At 57.5% G+C, this 17572-nt stretch carries 11 protein-coding genes and 1 pseudogene; 11 read left to right on the forward strand and 1 reads right to left on the reverse strand.

Annotated elements, in window-relative coordinates; genetic code table 11:
- The first annotated feature begins 80 nt into the window (after positions 1 to 80).
- The 8 genes and pseudogenes from hrpB (at position 81) to OC597_RS11220 (ending at position 13305) form a co-directional block, all read left to right on the forward strand.
- Positions 81 to 2519 carry an ATP-dependent helicase HrpB gene (gene hrpB / locus OC597_RS11185; protein ID WP_262208720.1) on the forward strand — a complete coding sequence of 813 codons (2439 nt, stop codon included), beginning with the start codon at positions 81 to 83 and terminating at the stop codon, positions 2517 to 2519.
- A gap of 99 nt (positions 2520 to 2618) precedes the next feature.
- On the forward strand, positions 2619 to 5114 hold the full coding sequence (gene mrcB / locus OC597_RS11190) for a bifunctional glycosyl transferase/transpeptidase (protein ID WP_261285253.1): 2496 nt from the start codon (positions 2619 to 2621) through the stop codon (positions 5112 to 5114).
- Between the two features lie 176 nt (positions 5115 to 5290).
- Positions 5291 to 6685 (forward strand): DUF1996 domain-containing protein, encoded by a 1395-nt coding sequence (locus tag OC597_RS11195; RefSeq protein WP_262208721.1) that lies wholly within the window; start codon positions 5291 to 5293, stop codon positions 6683 to 6685.
- Positions 6686 to 6908: 223 nt separating this feature from the next.
- On the forward strand, positions 6909 to 9098 hold the full coding sequence (gene fhuA, locus OC597_RS11200; protein WP_262208722.1) for a ferrichrome porin FhuA: 2190 nt from the start codon (positions 6909 to 6911) through the stop codon (positions 9096 to 9098).
- A 47-nt stretch (positions 9099 to 9145) separates the two neighbouring features.
- Positions 9146 to 9943 carry a Fe3+-hydroxamate ABC transporter ATP-binding protein FhuC gene (gene fhuC / locus OC597_RS11205; RefSeq protein WP_262208725.1) on the forward strand — a complete coding sequence of 266 codons (798 nt, stop codon included), beginning with the start codon at positions 9146 to 9148 and terminating at the stop codon, positions 9941 to 9943.
- Positions 9943 to 10851 (forward strand): Fe(3+)-hydroxamate ABC transporter substrate-binding protein FhuD, encoded by a 909-nt coding sequence (gene fhuD, locus OC597_RS11210; protein WP_262208727.1) that lies wholly within the window; start codon positions 9943 to 9945, stop codon positions 10849 to 10851. The genes fhuC and fhuD overlap by 1 nt, the downstream gene beginning before the upstream one ends.
- Positions 10848 to 12836: a Fe(3+)-hydroxamate ABC transporter permease FhuB gene (gene fhuB, locus OC597_RS11215; RefSeq protein ID WP_262208729.1), complete on the forward strand. Its 1989-nt coding sequence runs from the start codon at positions 10848 to 10850 to the stop codon at positions 12834 to 12836. The genes fhuD and fhuB overlap by 4 nt, the downstream gene beginning before the upstream one ends.
- 314 nt (positions 12837 to 13150) lie before the next feature.
- Positions 13151 to 13305, forward strand: a pseudogene (locus tag OC597_RS11220) (Hok/Gef family protein).
- 127 nt (positions 13306 to 13432) lie between these two features.
- Here OC597_RS11220 and metK read toward each other — a convergent pair.
- A complete protein-coding gene (gene metK / locus OC597_RS11225; protein WP_085119028.1) occupies positions 13433 to 14587 on the reverse strand; it encodes a methionine adenosyltransferase in 1155 nt (384 codons plus the stop codon).
- Between the two features lie 517 nt (positions 14588 to 15104).
- On the opposite strand from metK, the gene yqgG reads away from it, so the two are divergent.
- From yqgG to speA, 3 genes are all read left to right on the forward strand, one after another.
- Positions 15105 to 15248 carry a small protein YqgG gene (yqgG, locus tag OC597_RS26700; protein WP_488175597.1) on the forward strand — a complete coding sequence of 48 codons (144 nt, stop codon included), beginning with the start codon at positions 15105 to 15107 and terminating at the stop codon, positions 15246 to 15248.
- A 98-nt stretch (positions 15249 to 15346) separates the two neighbouring features.
- Complete coding sequence (locus OC597_RS26650) at positions 15347 to 15490, forward strand: virulence promoting factor (protein WP_112347340.1); 144 nt, start codon at positions 15347 to 15349, stop codon at positions 15488 to 15490.
- Positions 15483 to 17459 (forward strand): biosynthetic arginine decarboxylase, encoded by a 1977-nt coding sequence (gene speA, locus OC597_RS11230; RefSeq protein ID WP_261258750.1) that lies wholly within the window; start codon positions 15483 to 15485, stop codon positions 17457 to 17459. The genes OC597_RS26650 and speA overlap by 8 nt, the downstream gene beginning before the upstream one ends.
- Positions 17460 to 17572: the final 113 nt, after the last annotated feature.

Here is a 17572-nt window from a genome sequence, read left to right on the forward strand (position 1 = left end):
CGGCAAGTGGCAAGTGAATGAAACGCAGACTCTAATGCTACAATGTGCGCCGTCCAATGTTAACCACTACGGAGAGTTCTGTGTCTTCACTGCCCGTCAGCGCGGTTCTTGATGAATTGCTCACTGCGCTGCAATCCGCCCCGCAGGTGCTGCTGCATGCGCCGACCGGTGCCGGTAAATCGACCTGGCTGCCACTGCAGATCCTGGCTAAAGCCGGGCTGCCGGGCCGCATCATTATGCTCGAACCGCGGCGGTTGGCGGCGAAAAACGTGGCGTACCGGCTGGCGCAGCAGTTAGGCGAAGAACCAGGCCAGACCGTGGGTTACCGCATGCGCGCCGAAAGCAAAACGGGGCCCAATACCCGGCTGGAAGTGGTGACCGAAGGCATTCTCACCCGCATCCTGCAGCAGGATGCCGAGTTACAGGGCGTCTCGTTGGTGATCCTCGATGAATTCCATGAGCGTAGCCTGCAGGCCGATCTGGCATTGGCGCTGCTGCTGGATGTGCAGCAGGGGCTGCGTGACGATCTAAAACTGCTGATCATGTCGGCGACGCTGGATAACGCCCGCCTGTCGCAGTTGCTGCCACAGGCACCGGCGGTGGTGTCTGCCGGGCGCAGCTTCCCGGTCGATCGCCAGTATCAACCCCTGGCCAGCCATCAGCGGCTGGAGGACGGCGTCGCCGCGGCGGTTAAGCGCCTGCTGTCTGAACAGACGGGATCGCTGCTGCTGTTCCTGCCGGGCGTAGCGGAAATCAACCGGGTGCTGGAGCGCTTGAGCGGCGAAGTGGCTGCCGATACCGAGCTGTGTCCGCTATACGGTGCCTTGCCGTTGGCGCAGCAGCAGAAAGCGATTCAACCGGCCCCGGCCGGGCGGCGTAAAGTGGTGCTGGCGACTAACATCGCCGAAACCAGTCTGACCATCGAAGGCATCCGGTTGGTGGTCGACAGCGGCCTGGAGCGGGTGGCGCGTTATGACGTGCGTAATGGTTTGACGCGGCTGGTGACACAACGTATCAGCCAGGCGTCAATGATCCAGCGCGCCGGTCGTGCCGGGCGTCTGGAGCCGGGTATCTGCTGGCATCTGTTTGCCAAAGAGCAGGCGGAACGGGCGGCAGAGCACGCCGAACCGGAAATTCTGCAAAGTGACCTCGCCGGTTTCTGGCTGGAGTTGCTGCAATGGGGCTGCCACGACGTCGGGCAACTGACCTGGCTCGATCGGCCACCGGAAACGGCGCTGGCGGCAGCCCGGCGACTGTTGCAACGGCTGGGGGCTACCGATGACGGCGATAAACTCACCTCGCGCGGTCGGCAGATGGCCAAATTGGGCTGTGAGCCACGGCTGGCAGCGATGCTGACCCACGGCGCAGAGCGCGGGGCTGATGGGCTGGCGACGGCTGCCGCACTGGCGGCGTTACTGGAAGAGCCACCGCGCAGCGGACAAATGGATATCGGCTACTGGCTGAGTCGCCCACAGCTGAACTGGCAACGCCGGGCGACTCAGCTTGCCCGCCGTCTGCAGGTGAAAAGCGGGCAGGTTGACGTTGAGATGGCACCGCGCCTGCTGGCGTTGGCGTTTACTGACCGTATTGCCCAACGGCGTGGTCAGGATGGCCGTTACCTGCTGGCTAACGGCATGGGTGCGGCGATGAATCAGGATGAGGCGCTATCGCGTGCGCCCTGGCTGATCGTCCCCAGCCTGCTGCAGGGGCATAACAGCCCCGATGCCCGCATTCTGCTGGCACTGCCGGTGGAGATTGACATGCTGGCAGCGCAGTTGCCGGCGATCGTTTCCCAGCAAACCGCGGTGGAATGGGATGAAGAAAAAGGCACGTTGCGCGCCTGGAAACGCCAGCAGATTGGTCGTCTGACGCTGCGTGCCCAGCCGCTGGCCAAGCCGGGGGCCGAAGAGCTGCAACAGGCGCTGCTTAACTGGGTGCGTGCCCAGGGTGTGGCGGTGCTTAACTGGGATACCGCTGCCGAACAGTTGCGCCTGCGTTTGCAGTGCGCACAGAACTGGCTGCCGGAGGCTGACTGGCCACCGGTCGACGATGACTCGTTACTGGCCTCGCTGGAGCAGTGGCTGCTGCCGTCGCTGAGTGGCGTGCGTGACATGCGTGGGTTGAAACAGGTGAATATCGCCGAGGCCCTGGCGCGGTTGTTGAACTGGCAGCAAAAGCAGCGGCTGGATAATGCGCTACCCACTCATTACACTGTGCCGACCGGCAGCCGGTTGCCGATTCGCTATGATGCCGGCAAACCGCCGGCGCTGGCGGTGCGTTTACAGGAAGTGTTCGGTGAACAACGCAGCCCGATGCTGGCCGAGGGTCGCATCCCGGTGGTGCTTGAGTTACTCTCACCGGCGCACCGGCCGTTGCAAATCACCGGCGATCTGGCGGCGTTCTGGCAGGGGGCTTACCGGGAAGTGCAAAAAGAGATGAAAGGGCGCTACCCGAAGCACGTGTGGCCGGACGATCCGGCGAATACCGCCCCCACGCGGCGCACGAAAAAATATCAGTAAACGAATTCAGATGTTTCTTCTGTTCAGCGGCCTGACGGCGCGACAGATTAAGCGACTTATAATGGCCGGCAGTGCCGCCAAGTCTGGAGAACAACAGCAATGGCTGGGGATGACCGCGAGCCCATCGGGCGCAAAGGGAAACAACCAACACGCACCGCGTCGCGCAAGCCGCCGCGCCGTCGTCGAGATGACGATTACGATGATTACGAAGAAGACGAGTACCAGGATGACGATGATGATGATGAATACGAGGAAGAACGCATGCCACGTAAGGTAAAAGCGACTCCGCCGCGTAAAAAACGCCGCTGGCTCGGCCTGCTGATCAAATTGATCCTGGTGGTTGCCGTCCTGTTGGCGATCTACGGCGTGTACCTGGATTCGCAGATCCGCAGCCGCATTGACGGCAAGGTCTGGCAGTTGCCGGCGGCAGTGTATGGCCGGATGGTCAACCTGGAACCGGGCATGCCGTACAGCAAAAAGGAAATGGTCGATCTGCTGGAGGGCATGCAATACCGTCAGGTCAGCCGCATGACGCGCCCGGGCGAATTTACCGTGCAGGCCAACAGCATTGAGATGCTGCGCCGTCCGTTTGATTTCCCGGACGGTAAAGAAGGGCAGATCCACGCCCGTCTGGATTTCCAGAACAACCGTCTGGCGAAAATCGAGAACATGGAGAACCAGCGCAGTTTCGGCTTCTTCCGCCTCGATCCGCGCCTGATCACCATGTTGCAATCACCGAATGGCGAACAGCGCCTGTTCGTGCCGCGGGCCGGTTTCCCGGACCTGCTGGTGGATACGCTGATCGCCACCGAAGACCGTCACTTCTATGAACATGACGGTATCAGCCCCTATTCCATCGGCCGTGCGGTGCTGGCTAACTTGACCGCCGGGCGTGCGGTACAGGGCGGCAGTACCCTGACGCAGCAGTTGGTGAAAAACCTGTTCCTGACCAATGAACGCTCGCTGTGGCGTAAGGCCAACGAAGCCTACATGGCGTTGCTGGTAGATTACCGTTACAGCAAGGACCGCATCCTTGAGCTGTACCTGAACGAGGTGTATCTCGGCCAGAGCGGCAACGATCAGATCCGTGGTTTCCCGCTGGCCAGCCTGTATTACTTCGGCCGCCCGGTGGATGAACTGAGTCTGGATCAGCAGGCGTTGCTGGTGGGCATGGTCAAAGGGGCGTCGCTGTATAACCCTTGGCGTAACCCGAAACTGGCGCTGGAACGCCGCAATCTGGTGCTGAAACTGTTGCAGAACCAAGGTGTTATCGATGCCGAACTGTATGACATGCTCAGCGCACGACCGCTGGGGGTGCAGCCGAAAGGCGGGGTGATCACCCCGCAGCCGGCGTTTATGCAGATGGTGCGTCAGGAACTGCAAGCCAAACTGGGCGACAAGGTTAACGACCTGTCCGGGGTGAAAATCTTCACCACGCTGGATCCGGTTTCGCAGGACGCCGCGGAAAAAGCGGTCGAAGACGGCATTCCGGCACTGAAGGCGGCTCGCCACGTTCAGGATCTGGAAGCGGCGATGGTGATTGTCGATCGTTTCAGCGGTGAAGTCCGCGCCATGGTTGGCGGTGCCAATCCGCAATTTGCCGGGTTTAACCGGGCGATGCAGGCGCGCCGTTTGGTCGGTTCATTGGCCAAGCCGCCAACCTATCTGACTGCGCTGTCCGAGCCGGATAAATACCGCCTGAATACCTGGCTGGCAGACCAGCCGTTGACGCTGAAACTGCAGAACGGCACCGTCTGGCAGCCAAACAACTATGACCGCAAGTTCCGCGGGCAGGTGATGTTGGTGGACGGGCTGGCCTTCTCGCTCAACGTTCCTACGGTGAACCTGGGCATGGCGGTGGGGCTGGACCAAATCAGCGCCACACTGCAACGCCTGGGCATCCCGAAAGCGGAAATCAATCCGGTCCCTTCTATGCTGCTTGGCGCGATTGGCCTGACGCCGATGGAAGTGGCGCAGGAATACCAGACCATTGCCGGTGGCGGTAACCGTGCGACGTTGTCAGCGGTACGTTCAGTGATCGCCGAAGACGGTTCGGTGCTGTATCAGAGCTTCCCACAGGCGGAACGTGTGGTACCGGCGCAGGCCGCCTACCTGACGCTGTACGCGATGCAGCAGGGCGTAGCACGCGGGACCTCCCGTTCGCTGTCGGTGAAATTCCCCAACTACAACCTGGCGGCGAAAACCGGGACCACCAACGATCTGCGCGACAGCTGGTTTGCCGGCATCGACGGTAAAGAAGTGGCTATCGCCTGGGTTGGTCGTGATAACAACGGCCCGGCCAAGCTGACCGGTGCCAACGGGGCGCTGACCCTGTATCGCCGCTATCTGGAAAACCAGACGCCGCTGCCGCTGATGTTGCAGCCACCGGAGGGGATAAACCAGATCGCTATCGACTCTGGCGGTAACTTTGTCTGTGGCGGTGGTGGGCGCACCATCCCGGTGTGGACCGACAATCCGCAAGGTCTGTGTCAGGCAAGCCAGACAGCTCAGCAACAGCAGCAGCAACAGGCTGCGGGTGAGCAGAAGGATGCTGACGGCGTCGCCGGTTGGATCAAGGACATGTTCGGCAAGTAAACCTAACTAAGGTTTCTCCCAAGGGCACAACTTTTGTTGTGCCCTTTTTCATACACCGCATAACGGTGTTGGCATTTTTTATTCCTGATTAGCATTGATGACGATGAAACGGACGCTGGAATTATTTTCAACCCGTTTTGATGTCTTCTCGCAATAGGAATTAAAAGGAATAAATAATGCGATACTTTGCTTCTTGCTCAGCAATAGCGGTCAGCCTGGCTGCAGGTTTACCCCTTAGCGCTTTCGCCGTACAACCTAGTGGGCCGCAGGCCGATGTGCAATGCCGTTACAGCCACACCTTGGCCGACGACGCCATTATGATGCCAGGCAAGGCCGGTATGGCGATGTGGCATGATTTCTTTGGCAGCACGAAAACCGATGCTGACTCTACCTCCGATAGCTTGTTGGCTAACCCGGAAACCACCTGTAATAACCTGGCTGACCATTCTGCGTACTGGGTGCCTTCACTGCGTTTGGAAAACGGTACTGAGGTGCGCCCAGCCTATCAGAAAACCTATTATCAGGCGAATAACGTACAGCAATTTCCGCTGCAGCCGTTTCCGCATGGGCTGGAGTTGTTGGTGGGCGACCATCAAGGTACTAAACCCACGCCTGGCGTGGTGAACTATTTTTGTCAGGGGCAAGGGTACTCTTCTGTGCCGTTTAAAAACTGTACGCCGTATGCGCCGGGCAAAGTGCAATTCAATATTGCTCTGGCCTTCCCAAATTGCTGGGATGGTAAAAATCTCAAGCCCAACAAAACGCTGAAAAATGCTGTGTATGCCGTGAACGATGCCTGTCCGGCGGCTTATCCGGTGAAAATCCCAACGATTAATATGAACGTTGCTTATGAGATGAATCGCGATACGCCGGTGGATCTTAGCAAGGCGCAACTGTCGCTGGATCCGGTGATGGAGGGCGGTAAGCTGGTGGAGAAATGGGGCTCAATCTACACGGCACACGGTGATTTTATGAATGGCTGGACCGATCAGGCCGCGACTTTCATGACCGATCAATGCATGAACAATCCAATGGATTGCAGTACCAATGTTGCCTATAGCTACTCAGCGCCGGTAGCAGAGGGTACGGCTGCCGCTGATGGCAGCCAGGATGAACATCCCGCCGAGTTGCTGGTGCGCAACGACAAGAAAGATCCCAGCCGCCATAAGATGGCGTATATCAAATTTGCGCTACCAGAGTGGCCGGCAGATAAGGATATTGATACTGACAAAGAGATGGTTTATCGCCTGCGTACGGTAGCCGGTAATGTCACTGATACCACCGCTGGTATGATCTATTTTTATCAGTGCAGTAATGACTGGCTGGCTGAAAATCTGAGTTGGAAATCACGTCCTGCCTGCTCTGCAGGTTCGGAAACCGCATTGTATCTGGACCACATCCGGCAATATCGTTACATCAATGTCGATGCATTGGTACGGCAGGCCATTAGAAATCAGCAAACCGAAATCACTTTCGCAGTAGATGCTAATGACAGCGGTCGGGCATTTAGTATCGATTCTGCCGAGAGCAAAACACCACCATTGCTGATGTTAACGGGCTATAGGAAATAAACGCATTGTGTTGTCTGGCCCGCCACATTCTGTTGCGGGCTTTTTATCTTTAACCGCTCAGTCTATTCCCACTCTGTTAATCCGTGTATCAACCCCCCGTCCCTTCTGGTTCTGATGCCGAAATGAACTTGCAGTTTAATTTGGCTTCTGCATAAAATGCGTCGCTTATAATAATTATTATCGTTTTCATTCGTCATTAAATAATTTACCAGAGAAACCACCTATGCCGACCAAGCGTCTTTCATCTTCTGCGGCCAAGCAGGGCCGCATTCACGTCAGTGGGGTGGCGATGACTATCGCTGCCGCACTTGGCACGCTGGCAACGCCGGCATTCTCCGCCGCAGCCAAGGAAGAGACTATTACCGTGGTGGGCAGCAGCCAATCACAGCAGGAAAGCGCCTGGGGGCCGGTCGGCACCTATGTGGCCAAGCACAGCGCCACCGGCACCAAAACAGATACCCCGTTGGTAAAAACGCCTCAGTCGGTGTCCGTGGTCACGCGTGAAGAAATGGATATGCGCCAACCGGAGACGGTGAAAAGTGCGCTGGCATATACACCGGGTGTGATGGTGGGTAACCGTGGGGCTTCCACCGCTTACGATGCGGTGAACATTCGCGGATTCAGTTCGGTCGGTACCAATATGTACCTCGACGGCCTGAAACTGCAGGACGATAACTATTCCATTTACCAGATTGATCCTTACTTCCTGGAGCGCGCCGAAGTGCTGCGTGGTCCTTCGTCGGTACTCTATGGCAAGAGCAACCCGGGTGGGGTTATCGCTCTGGTCAGCAAACGTCCAACCACCGAAAGCCTGCGTGAAGTTCAGTTCAAAATGGGCACCGACAATCTGTTCCAGACCGGCTTCGACTTTGGCGGCGCCCTGGATGATGACGGTGTTTATTCTTACCGTTTGACCGGTCTGGCGCGTGATGAAGACCAGCAGCAGGTGGGCGAAAAGAGCAAGCGCTACGCTATCGCGCCTTCTTTCAGCTGGCGGCCGGATGATCGTACTTCCCTGACGTTCCTCAGCAGTTTCCAGGATGACCCAAGCGTGGGCTTCTATGGCTGGCTGCCGAAAGAGGGCACGGTGCAAAATGGCATCAACGGCAAGCTACCGACCAGTTTTAACGACGGTGAGCCGGGCTATAACAACATCTCGCGTAAGCAACAGATGGTCGGTTATGCCTTCGAGCATGGCTTTAATGACGTGTGGACGGTGCGGCAAAACCTGCGTTACTCCAAGATGGATGTCGACTACCGCTCGATCTATGGTCAGGGCATCAATCCGAAGAACCCTGCTGAGTTAACTCGTGGCGTGATGAATTCGAAAGAGCATATGTCGAGTTTTGCGGTGGACACCCAGGCGCAGGCCAGGTTTGCCACCGGGCTGGTTGATCACACTTTGTTGATGGGCGTGGACTACATGCGTATGCGCAATGACGTCGTCTATCAGTACGGCACCGCTTCCCCGCTGAATGTCGTGGATCCACAGTATGGCAACCAAAGTTACACCATTACTGGTGGTGCAAGTCAGGTCAATCGTCAGGAGCAAACCGGGCTTTACGTACAGGATCAGGCCGAGTGGAATCAATGGGTGCTGACCCTGGGGGGACGCTATGACTGGAGCGATACCAACAGCACCAACCGTTTGAATCAGAACTCGGTATCCCGGCAGAAGGACAACGAATTCACCGGCCGGGCTGGCTTGAATTATGTCTTTGAAAACGGCATCGCGCCTTATGTCAGTTACAGTGAATCCTTTGAGCCTACTTCAGGGACTGATTTCAGTGGCAATACCTTCGCTGCTTCCAAAGGGAAGCAGTATGAAGCCGGCGTGAAGTATGCACCGAAGGATCGTCCTATCACTGCCAGCATGGCGATCTACCAGCTGACCAAGACCAACAACAAGGTGGCAGATCCAGACCCAGATCATCCATTCGCCAGCGTGCAAGGGGGCGAGATCCGTTCCCGTGGTGTTGAATTTGAAGCCAAAGCTGCGCTGTCGGCCAACGTTAACCTGCTGGGGTCTTATACCTACACGGATGCCGAGTACTCCAAGGACACCACACTGCAGGGCAATACCCCGGCCGCCATTCCAAAACACATGGCCTCACTGTGGGCGGATTACACCTTCCATGAAACCGCCATCAGCGGTCTGACTCTGGGTTCCGGCGTGCGTTATGTCGGTTCCAGCTATGGGGATGAGGCCAATACCTTTAAAGTGAAGGATTACACGGTGGTTGATGCCGCGATAAAATACGATCTGGCGCGTTTCAATCTGCCGGGTTCCTCGATTGGCATCAACGTGAACAACCTGTTTGATAAAGAATACGTCTCCAGCTGCTTTGCCACCTATGGCTGCTATTGGGGCGCAGAACGTCAGGTGGTCGCCACCGCAACCTTCCGCTTCTAATCGGATAACCGGGGCGGCGTCATGTCGCCCCGGACAAAGTAGGACCTATGCCGGATAAACACCTCAATCACGACGCCACCTTTACCCTGAACAACGCCAGCTTTGCCGTTCCAGGCCGTGTCCTGCTGCAACCCCTGTCGTTGACCTTTCCTGTCGGCAAAGTTTGTGGGCTGATCGGCCATAACGGTTCCGGCAAATCCACGCTGCTAAAGATCCTTGGCCGCCATCAAAGCCCCACCACCGGCAGCGCGCTGCTCAACCAACAGCCACTGAGCCAGTGGGATAGCAAAGCCTTTGCGCGTCAGGTTGCCTATCTGCCGCAGCAACTGCCGGCCGCAGAAGGCATGACGGTGCGTGAACTGGTGGCGATTGGCCGCTACCCGTGGCACGGTGCGCTGGGCCGTTTTGGCGCTAACGATCGCCAACAGGTGGAAGAGGCGATTGCGCTGGTGGGCCTGAAGCCCTTCGCCAACCGCCTGGTGGACAGTTTGTCCGGTGGGGAGCGTCAACGCGCCTGGCTGGCGATGATGGTGGCGCAGGACAGCCGCTGTCTGCTGTTGGACGAACCCACTTCGGCGCTGGATATCGCCCATCAGGTTGAGGTGCTGGCGCTGATCCAGCAACTGAGTCATCAGCGTGGCCTGACGGTGATTGCCGTGCTGCACGATATCAATATGGCGGCGCGCTACTGTGACCATCTGGTGGCGTTACGTGGCGGCGAAATGATTGCACAGGGCACGCCACTGGATCTGATGCAGGGCGAGGTGCTGGAGCAAATTTACGGTATTCCTATGGGAACGCTGCCACATCCAAGCGGCGGTGCGCCGGTGAGTTTTGTCTACTGATGGCTGACTTCTCTGATTTTCATCATGATGCCGTACGCCGTCGCCTGTTAGCGGCCATGGCGCTGTCGCCCCTGCTGTTTTCCCTGCCGGGACAAGCCTCAACAACGCCGCCGGACCTTTCGCGTATCGTGGCGCTGGAGTGGTTGCCGATTGAGCTGCTGCTGGCGCTGGGAGTTACGCCGTTAGCGGTCGCTGATATCCATAATTACAACCTGTGGGTGGAAGAGCCGAAACTGCCTGCGTCAGTGATTGATGTCGGCCAGCGCACCGAGCCTAACCTCGAGCTGCTGCAGCAGCTTCAGCCCTCGCTGATGTTGCTGTCGAAGGGCTATGGCCCGACGCCGCAAAAGCTGGCACCGATTGCCCCCAGCATGAGTTTTAGCTTCAACGACGGCAGCGGCAAGCCATTGACCGTGGCAAAACAATCACTGCAAGCCTTGGCTCAGCGGCTGGGACTGGAAACCCGTGCAGTGCAGCATCTGGCACAGTTTGATCGCTTTATTCAGGATGCGCGTCAGCGCCTGCATTCCTATACCCGGCAACCGCTATTGATGTTTTCACTGATCGATACTCGCCATGCGCTGGTTATTGGCCAGAAAAGCCTGTTCCAGGAAGTGATGGATCAGCTTGGAATCATCAATGCCTGGGAAGGAGAAACCAACTTTTGGGGCACGGCGGTGGTCGGCATCGAACGCCTGACGGCGGTGAAAAGCGCGCGGGCGATTTATCTCGACCACGGTAATCAAGAGATGTTGAAAAAGGTCAGTTCCACTCCGCTATGGCAGGCATTGCCGTTCGTCCGGCAAAATCAATTGCGCCAGGTGCCGGCGGTGTGGTTCTACGGGGCGACGCTGTCCTCGATGCGATTTTGTCATCTGCTGGAGCAGGCGCAGGAGAGTTATTCATGAGCGCGCGCATCCGTGCATTCCCGTTGACCCTGGTACTGCTGCTGTTGGCGGCAGCGGGCGGCCTGACGATCGACAACCTGCTGCAACAGCTGCCGTGGGCAGGGTGGGGGCAGGCGTTGACTACGCCGAATATCGACGATGTACGCCAAATGCTGTTCCATTACAGCCTGTTGCCAAGGCTGTCGGTCTCCTTGTTGGCCGGAGCCGGGTTAGGGTTGGTCGGCGTGCTATTCCAGCAGGTCTTGCGCAATCCGCTGGCGGAACCGGCGACGCTCGGGGTTTCCGCCGGGGCACAGCTCGGGCTGACTATCGCCACGTTATGGATGTTGCCGGGCGGTGAACTGACCCGCCAGTTGGCCGCCATGGTGGGGGCGGTAGTGGTCGGTGGGCTGGTGTTCGGCGTGGCCTGGGGCAAACGCATGTCACCGGTGACGCTGATCCTGGCTGGGTTGGTGCTGGGGCTTTATTGCGGAGCGGTCAACAGCCTGCTGGCGTTGTTTAATTACGATCAGTTGCAGGGCGTGTTCCTGTGGAGTACTGGCGCACTGAACCAGCAAGACTGGAGCACGGTGCAGTTTATCCTGCCGCGCCTGCTGGTAGCCGGGCTGTTGGCGGTGTTGCTGCTTCGCCCACTGACGCTGCTGGGTCTGGATGACGGCGTAGCGCGTAATTTGGGGCTGGGCCTGTCGATGGCGCGTTTCTGCGCATTGGCGCTGGCGATTATCTTCAGTGCCATGCTGGTGAATGCCGTTGGCGTAATTGGTTTTATCGGCCTGTTTGCCCCCCTGATGGCGAAAATGTTGGGCGCACGTCGGTTGGCGCACCGCATGATGTTGGCCCCGTTGCTGGGGGCGTTGCTGTTGTGGCTAACCGATCAAGTGATGATCTGGCTGACGCAGGTCTGGCGTGAAGTCCCGACCGGTGCGGCCACCGCGCTGTTTGGTGCACCGTTGCTGCTGTGGCTGTTGCCGCGGCTGCGCAGTGCCTCTACGCCACCGCCAATGAATCTGGGCGATAAGGTGCCGGCTGAACGTGGTCATCTGCTGGTGTGGGTCGCACTGGCGGGGGCTGTGTTATTCGCTGGTTTGACTGTGGCACTGATGTTTGGGCAAAACGCTGCCGGTTGGCATTGGAGCCAGGGGGCTGAGCTGGAGTCACTGATGCCGTGGCGCTGGCCGCGAGTGTTGTCGGCATTGGCGGCGGGCATGATGCTGGCGGTAGCAGGGACCTTGATTCAAAAGCTGACCGGTAACCCGATGGCCAGTCCGGAAGTGCTGGGCATCAGCTCCGGGGCCGCCTTCGGCGTGGTGATGATGCTGCTGATAGTCCCAGGGGATGCCTTTGTCTGGCTGCTGCCGGCCGGGAGCCTGGGAGCAGCCGGTACCTTGCTGGTGATTATGGTCGCCGCCGGACGTGGAGGTTTCTCCACCGAGCGCATGCTGCTGGCCGGTATTGCGCTCAGCACGGCGTTTACCACCACCATTTTCCTGCTGTTGGCCAGCGGCGATCCGCGCACCGGTGGGCTGCTGACCTGGATTTCCGGCTCTACCTATTCGGTGACGCCGGAACAGGCGGTGCGAACGGCGATCATTGCGGCAGTGCTGATTGTGCTGGCACCGCTGTGTCGGCGTTGGCTCAGTATCCTGCCGCTCGGCAGTGCCACTGCCCGTTCGGTGGGCATCGCCCTGACGCCGGTGCGCTTGAGCATTCTGTTGCTGGCCGCCACGCTGACCGCCATGGCCACGCTGACCGTGGGGCCGCTGAGCTTTATTGGTCTGATGGCACCGCACATGGCGCGTATGTTGGGCTTCCGCCGCGCGTTACCGCAGATGGTGATTGCCGCACTGTTGGGCGGGTTGCTGATGGTGTTTGCCGACTGGTGTGGACGCATGGTGATGTTCCCGTACCAAATTCCCGCCGGGCTGCTGGCGACCTTTATCGGCGCACCGTATTTCGTTTACCTGCTGCGTAAGCAAACCTCGTAACCGACATCGCAACGCCCATTTCTGCCCTCAAAGGCTCAGCATTGCTGGGCCTTTGTCTTTTGTGTTTTCAGGGTGTTGCAACGCTTTGCGTAAGGTTGCGCAGAAACAGAACTTAACGTGGAAAGGGCCGCTGAAACCTGAGGGAGATGAATATACTGCGCGCGGGTGCTCTGGATCTTTCGTCCTGAGCATACGCAAGGGATAGAAAGAGAAAAGCCCCGTGTCGATATACATCAACCCGAGGCCAACTCTAACGCCAGAGAACGTTAGGTTAGCTTCTTACCTGCCGAGAGGCAAGGAAAAGGAGGTCAAAAATGCAGCAGGGACGGATCGTTCTAAGGCTGATGATTATCAGCATGACGCTTATCGCGCTTATGTGGATCACCCGCGGTTCGCTGTGTGAATTGCGCATCACAAGCTGGGCGACACGGAAGTTGCCGCCATTCTGGCTTACGAATCCCAAGGGTAAGGCAACCCAACGGCGGGGGCATTGCTCCCGCCTGTTGGTTGTTTGTGCGTTGATCCATGAGCACCCATCCAATAAAAACAAAAACGGCGAGCACCAGGCTCGCCGTTTTCACACTCGATACGCGGGCTTATTTCAGGCCGGCAGCATCGCGCAGCAGGGCTGCTTTGTCGGTCGCTTCCCAAGGGAAGTGCTCACGGCCGAAGTGGCCGTAGGCGGCAGTTTCGCGGTAGATCGGCTGCAGCAGGTCCATCATCTGGATCAGGCCGTATGGGCGCAGATCGAAGAACTCGCGCACCAGCAGCGTCAGTTGTTCGGTAGGGATTTTCTCGGTACCGAAGGTTTCCACCATGATTGAGGTCGGTTCTGCCACGCCGATAGCGTAGGAAACCTGGATCTCACAGCGGTCAGCCAGACCGGCAGCAACGATGTTTTTCGCTACATAGCGTGCTGCGTAGGCTGCTGAACGGTCAACCTTGGACGGATCCTTACCGGAGAATGCACCGCCGCCGTGACGAGCCATGCCGCCGTAGGTATCAACGATGATTTTACGCCCGGTCAGACCGCAGTCGCCCATTGGGCCACCGATAACAAAACGGCCGGTTGGGTTGATGTGGTATTTGGTGCTGGCGCTCAACCACTCGGTAGGCAGAACCGGCTTGATGATCTCTTCCATCACCGCTTCTTGCAGGTCTTTCAGCGAAATATCTTCGGAGTGCTGGGTAGAGAGTACCACCGCGTCGATGCCGACGATTTTGCCGTCGTCATACTGGAAAGTGACCTGGCTTTTCGCATCGGGACGCAACCACGGCAGAGTGCCGTTCTTACGCACTTCGGCCTGGCGCTGTACCAGACGGTGGGCGTAGGTCACCGGTGCAGGCATCAGCACTTCGGTTTCGTTGGTGGCATAGCCAAACATCAGGCCCTGGTCGCCGGCACCCTGTTCCAGCGGATCGGTACGGTCAACACCCTGATTGATATCCGGGGATTGTTTACCGATGGCGCTCAGTACGGCACAAGAGTTGGCGTCAAAACCCATATCCGAGTGCACATAACCGATTTCGCGCACGGTTTTACGGGTGATCTCTTCGATATCTACCCAGGCGCTGGTGGTGATTTCACCGCCGACCAGTACCATGCCGGTTTTCACGTAGGTTTCACAAGCTACGCGTGCTTTAGGATCCTGTTCCAGGATGGCGTCGAGAACGGCATCGGAGATCTGGTCAGCGATTTTGTCAGGATGTCCTTCGGAGACGGATTCGGACGTGAAAAGGTGTTTAGCCATTATATTCTGTACCTTGCATAAGACGGGTTAGAAATTACTGCACAGCGCTGGAGATCCGGCATCAAAGCGAAGGGTCTTCCGCTGATGGCGCGAGATGCATCCTGCAACGCCCCTCAGGCAAAGCCGTTAAGCAGTTTCTCTGTTAATCAGTATAGATGGATTAACATCTGGACGTCTATTTTAGGTCAGGCCTTAGCCGGATTGCCAGTATTTTTTTGCCATTTCGCTCTTTTGCGCAAAGCCGCCGACGCCATTTTCATCGCTTGAAACAGTTTCCGGCAAATTTTCATTTTGCATTTTCCCCGTGTTATCGGTATAAACTGCGCGCGCGGCTCATTTGGTGCACAGCGTGGGGCAAGAAGTTGTAAATTTCTGTGACGCCTCCGTGAGTGGCCGGATACTCAGCCGCAGACGCCGACCTTTGGTGTCGCCGCTTCATAGAACGGTCACGTTCTTACACTATTAATAGAGGCTCAGTCGTTCATTGAGGACGGCGTGCGTGGAGGTGGTTGGATTAATGATCCGTTGTCTACCGGTTGTTGGTTCTCAACAGCAGTGCCGTTCTGGCGCATATTCTTCTGCTATCTCCCGTCTTGTCTCTACACCACCTTTCAGGTGTGATAAACACCTGGGCGCTACTCAGGATCCTCGGGCCGGTTAACGGTCGACTGAAGAACTGAACAAGGGTAGCCTGCAGCCTTCCTGTGGGATGTTTCTTGACCCGATTCACGAGGTTTGAACAGGGTGTCTTACAATTATATGAGTAATAAACCGATCGCTGACCGCGAACGGCAGTTTTATTCGCTGCCGCAAGGGCGGTTTGTTGGGTTGTTCTCGCGGGTTGTAGCTGCGATAGTGGCTGACTGTATCGTCAGTACGGGATGTGAGGCGAGTAATGTCTGATGATCTTTTGATTCACCGTCCGTCAGCAACGGGCGAATCTAAATCTTTGCGCTCCATGCAGGAGGTTGCCATGAATGACCGTGATGCCAGCAAGATGCTGCGCACTTATAACGTCGCCTACTGGGGCAACAATTATTATGACGTCAATGAACTGGGCCACATCAGCGTGTGCCCGGATCCGGACGTCCCGCAGGCACGTGTCGATCTGGCTGATTTGGTGAAGCAACGCCAAAAAGACGGTCTGCGTTTACCGGCACTGTTCTGCTTCCCGCAGATCCTGCAGCATCGCCTGCGTTCGATCAATGCCGCGTTCAAACGCGCGCGTGAGTCGTTCGGCTACGAAGGTGGCTATTTCCTGGTTTACCCAATCAAAGTAAACCAGCATCGTCGCGTGATCGAATCGCTGGTCAACTCCGGCGAACCGCTGGGGCTGGAAGCCGGCTCCAAAGCTGAACTGATGGCGGTACTGGCGCATGCCGGTATGACCCGCTCGGTGATCGTGTGTAACGGCTATAAAGACCGTGAATATATCCGCCTGGCGTTGATCGGCGAAAAGCTGGGGCACAAGGTGTACCTGGTGATCGAGAAGATGTCCGAGATCAACATGGTGCTGGAAGAGGCCGAACGTCTGAACGTGGTCCCGCGCCTCGGTGTGCGTGCGCGTCTGGCGTCACAAGGTTCCGGCAAATGGCAGTCGAGCGGTGGCGAAAAGTCCAAGTTCGGTCTGGCAGCCATTCAGGTGCTGAAGCTGGTGGAAACCCTGCGTGAAGCGGGTCGTCTCGACAGCCTGCAACTGCTGCACTTCCACCTGGGCTCGCAACTGGCCAACATTCGCGATATCGCCACCGGCGTGCGCGAATCTGCACGTTTCTACGTTGAACTGCACAAGCTGGGCGTTAACATCCAGTGCTTCGACGTGGGCGGCGGTCTGGGCGTGGATTATGAAGGCACCCGTTCGCAGTCCGATTGTTCGGTGAACTATGGCCTGAACGAATACGCCAACAACGTGATCTGGGGTATCGGCGACGCCTGTAATGAACACGGTTTGCCGCACCCGACGGTGATCACCGAATCCGGCCGTGCGGTTACCGCACACCATACGGTGCTGGTGTCTAACGTGATCGGCGTTGAGCGCAACGAATTCAGTGAACCATTACCTCCGGCAGAAGACGCGCCGCGCGCGTTGGAAAGCATGTGGGAAACCTGGCAGGAATTGAACGAGCCGGAGAACCGCCGTTCACTGCGCGAATGGCTGCACGACAGCCAGATGGACCTGCACGACGTTCACACCCAGTACGCTCACGGCATGCTGGATTTGACCAAGCGCGCCTGGGCCGAACAGCTGTACCTGAACATCTGCAACAAGATCCAACAGCAGCTGGATCCGAGCAACCGCGCACACCGTCCGATCATTGACGAACTGCAAGAGCGCATGGCGGACAAGTTCTACGTCAACTTCTCGCTGTTCCAATCGATGCCGGATGCCTGGGGGATCGATCAATTGTTCCCGGTGCTGCCGCTGGAAGGGCTGGATAAGCCGCCGGAAGGCCGCGCGGTACTGCTGGACATCACCTGTGACTCCGATGGCACTATCGATCACTACATCGACGGTGACGGCGTAGCGACCACCATGCCAATGCCGCCGTACGATCCGGAAAACCCGCCGGCGCTGGGCTTCTTTATGGTGGGTGCCTATCAGGAAATCCTGGGCAACATGCACAACCTGTTCGGTGATACCGCTTCGGTTGACGTGTTTGTGTTCCCTGACGGCTCGGTAGAAAGCGAACTGTCTGATGAAGGCGATACCGTTGCCGACATGCTGGAATACGTGCAGCTGGATCCTACCGCGTTGCTGGCCAAATTCCGCGATCAGGTGAAAGAAACCGATCTGGACAGTGAACTGCAGGCGCAGTTCCTGGAAGAGTTTGAAGCCGGTTTATACGGTTATACTTATTTAGAAGATGAGTAAGTAGTTCTGAAAGGCCGGGCATCTCTCTGATGTCCGGCCTTTTTTAATGGTTTTTCCCCGCAATTCCCTCAATACCTCTTTTCCCCCTATCAGTTATCACAAATTTGTTAACT

Source organism: Serratia proteamaculans, assembly GCF_946227095.1.
Taxonomy (GTDB): domain Bacteria; phylum Pseudomonadota; class Gammaproteobacteria; order Enterobacterales; family Enterobacteriaceae; genus Serratia; species Serratia proteamaculans_E.

What these genes read in the sequence shown, in the direction of transcription:
- mrcB (WP_261285253.1), top strand. Translation starts at nt 2,619, where the DNA reads ATGGCTGGGGATGACCGCGAGCCCATCGGGCGCAAAGGGAAACAACCA.
- OC597_RS11195 (WP_262208721.1), top strand. Translation starts at nt 5,291, where the DNA reads ATGCGATACTTTGCTTCTTGCTCAGCAATAGCGGTCAGCCTGGCTGCA.
- fhuA (WP_262208722.1), top strand. Translation starts at nt 6,909, where the DNA reads ATGCCGACCAAGCGTCTTTCATCTTCTGCGGCCAAGCAGGGCCGCATT.
- fhuC (WP_262208725.1), top strand. Translation starts at nt 9,146, where the DNA reads ATGCCGGATAAACACCTCAATCACGACGCCACCTTTACCCTGAACAAC.
- fhuD (WP_262208727.1), top strand. Translation starts at nt 9,943, where the DNA reads ATGGCTGACTTCTCTGATTTTCATCATGATGCCGTACGCCGTCGCCTG.
- fhuB (WP_262208729.1), top strand. Translation starts at nt 10,848, where the DNA reads ATGAGCGCGCGCATCCGTGCATTCCCGTTGACCCTGGTACTGCTGCTG.
- metK (WP_085119028.1), bottom strand. Translation starts at nt 14,587, where the DNA reads ATGGCTAAACACCTTTTCACGTCCGAATCCGTCTCCGAAGGACATCCT.
- yqgG (WP_488175597.1), top strand. Translation starts at nt 15,105, where the DNA reads ATGATCCGTTGTCTACCGGTTGTTGGTTCTCAACAGCAGTGCCGTTCT.
- OC597_RS26650 (WP_112347340.1), top strand. Translation starts at nt 15,347, where the DNA reads ATGAGTAATAAACCGATCGCTGACCGCGAACGGCAGTTTTATTCGCTG.
- speA (WP_261258750.1), top strand. Translation starts at nt 15,483, where the DNA reads ATGTCTGATGATCTTTTGATTCACCGTCCGTCAGCAACGGGCGAATCT.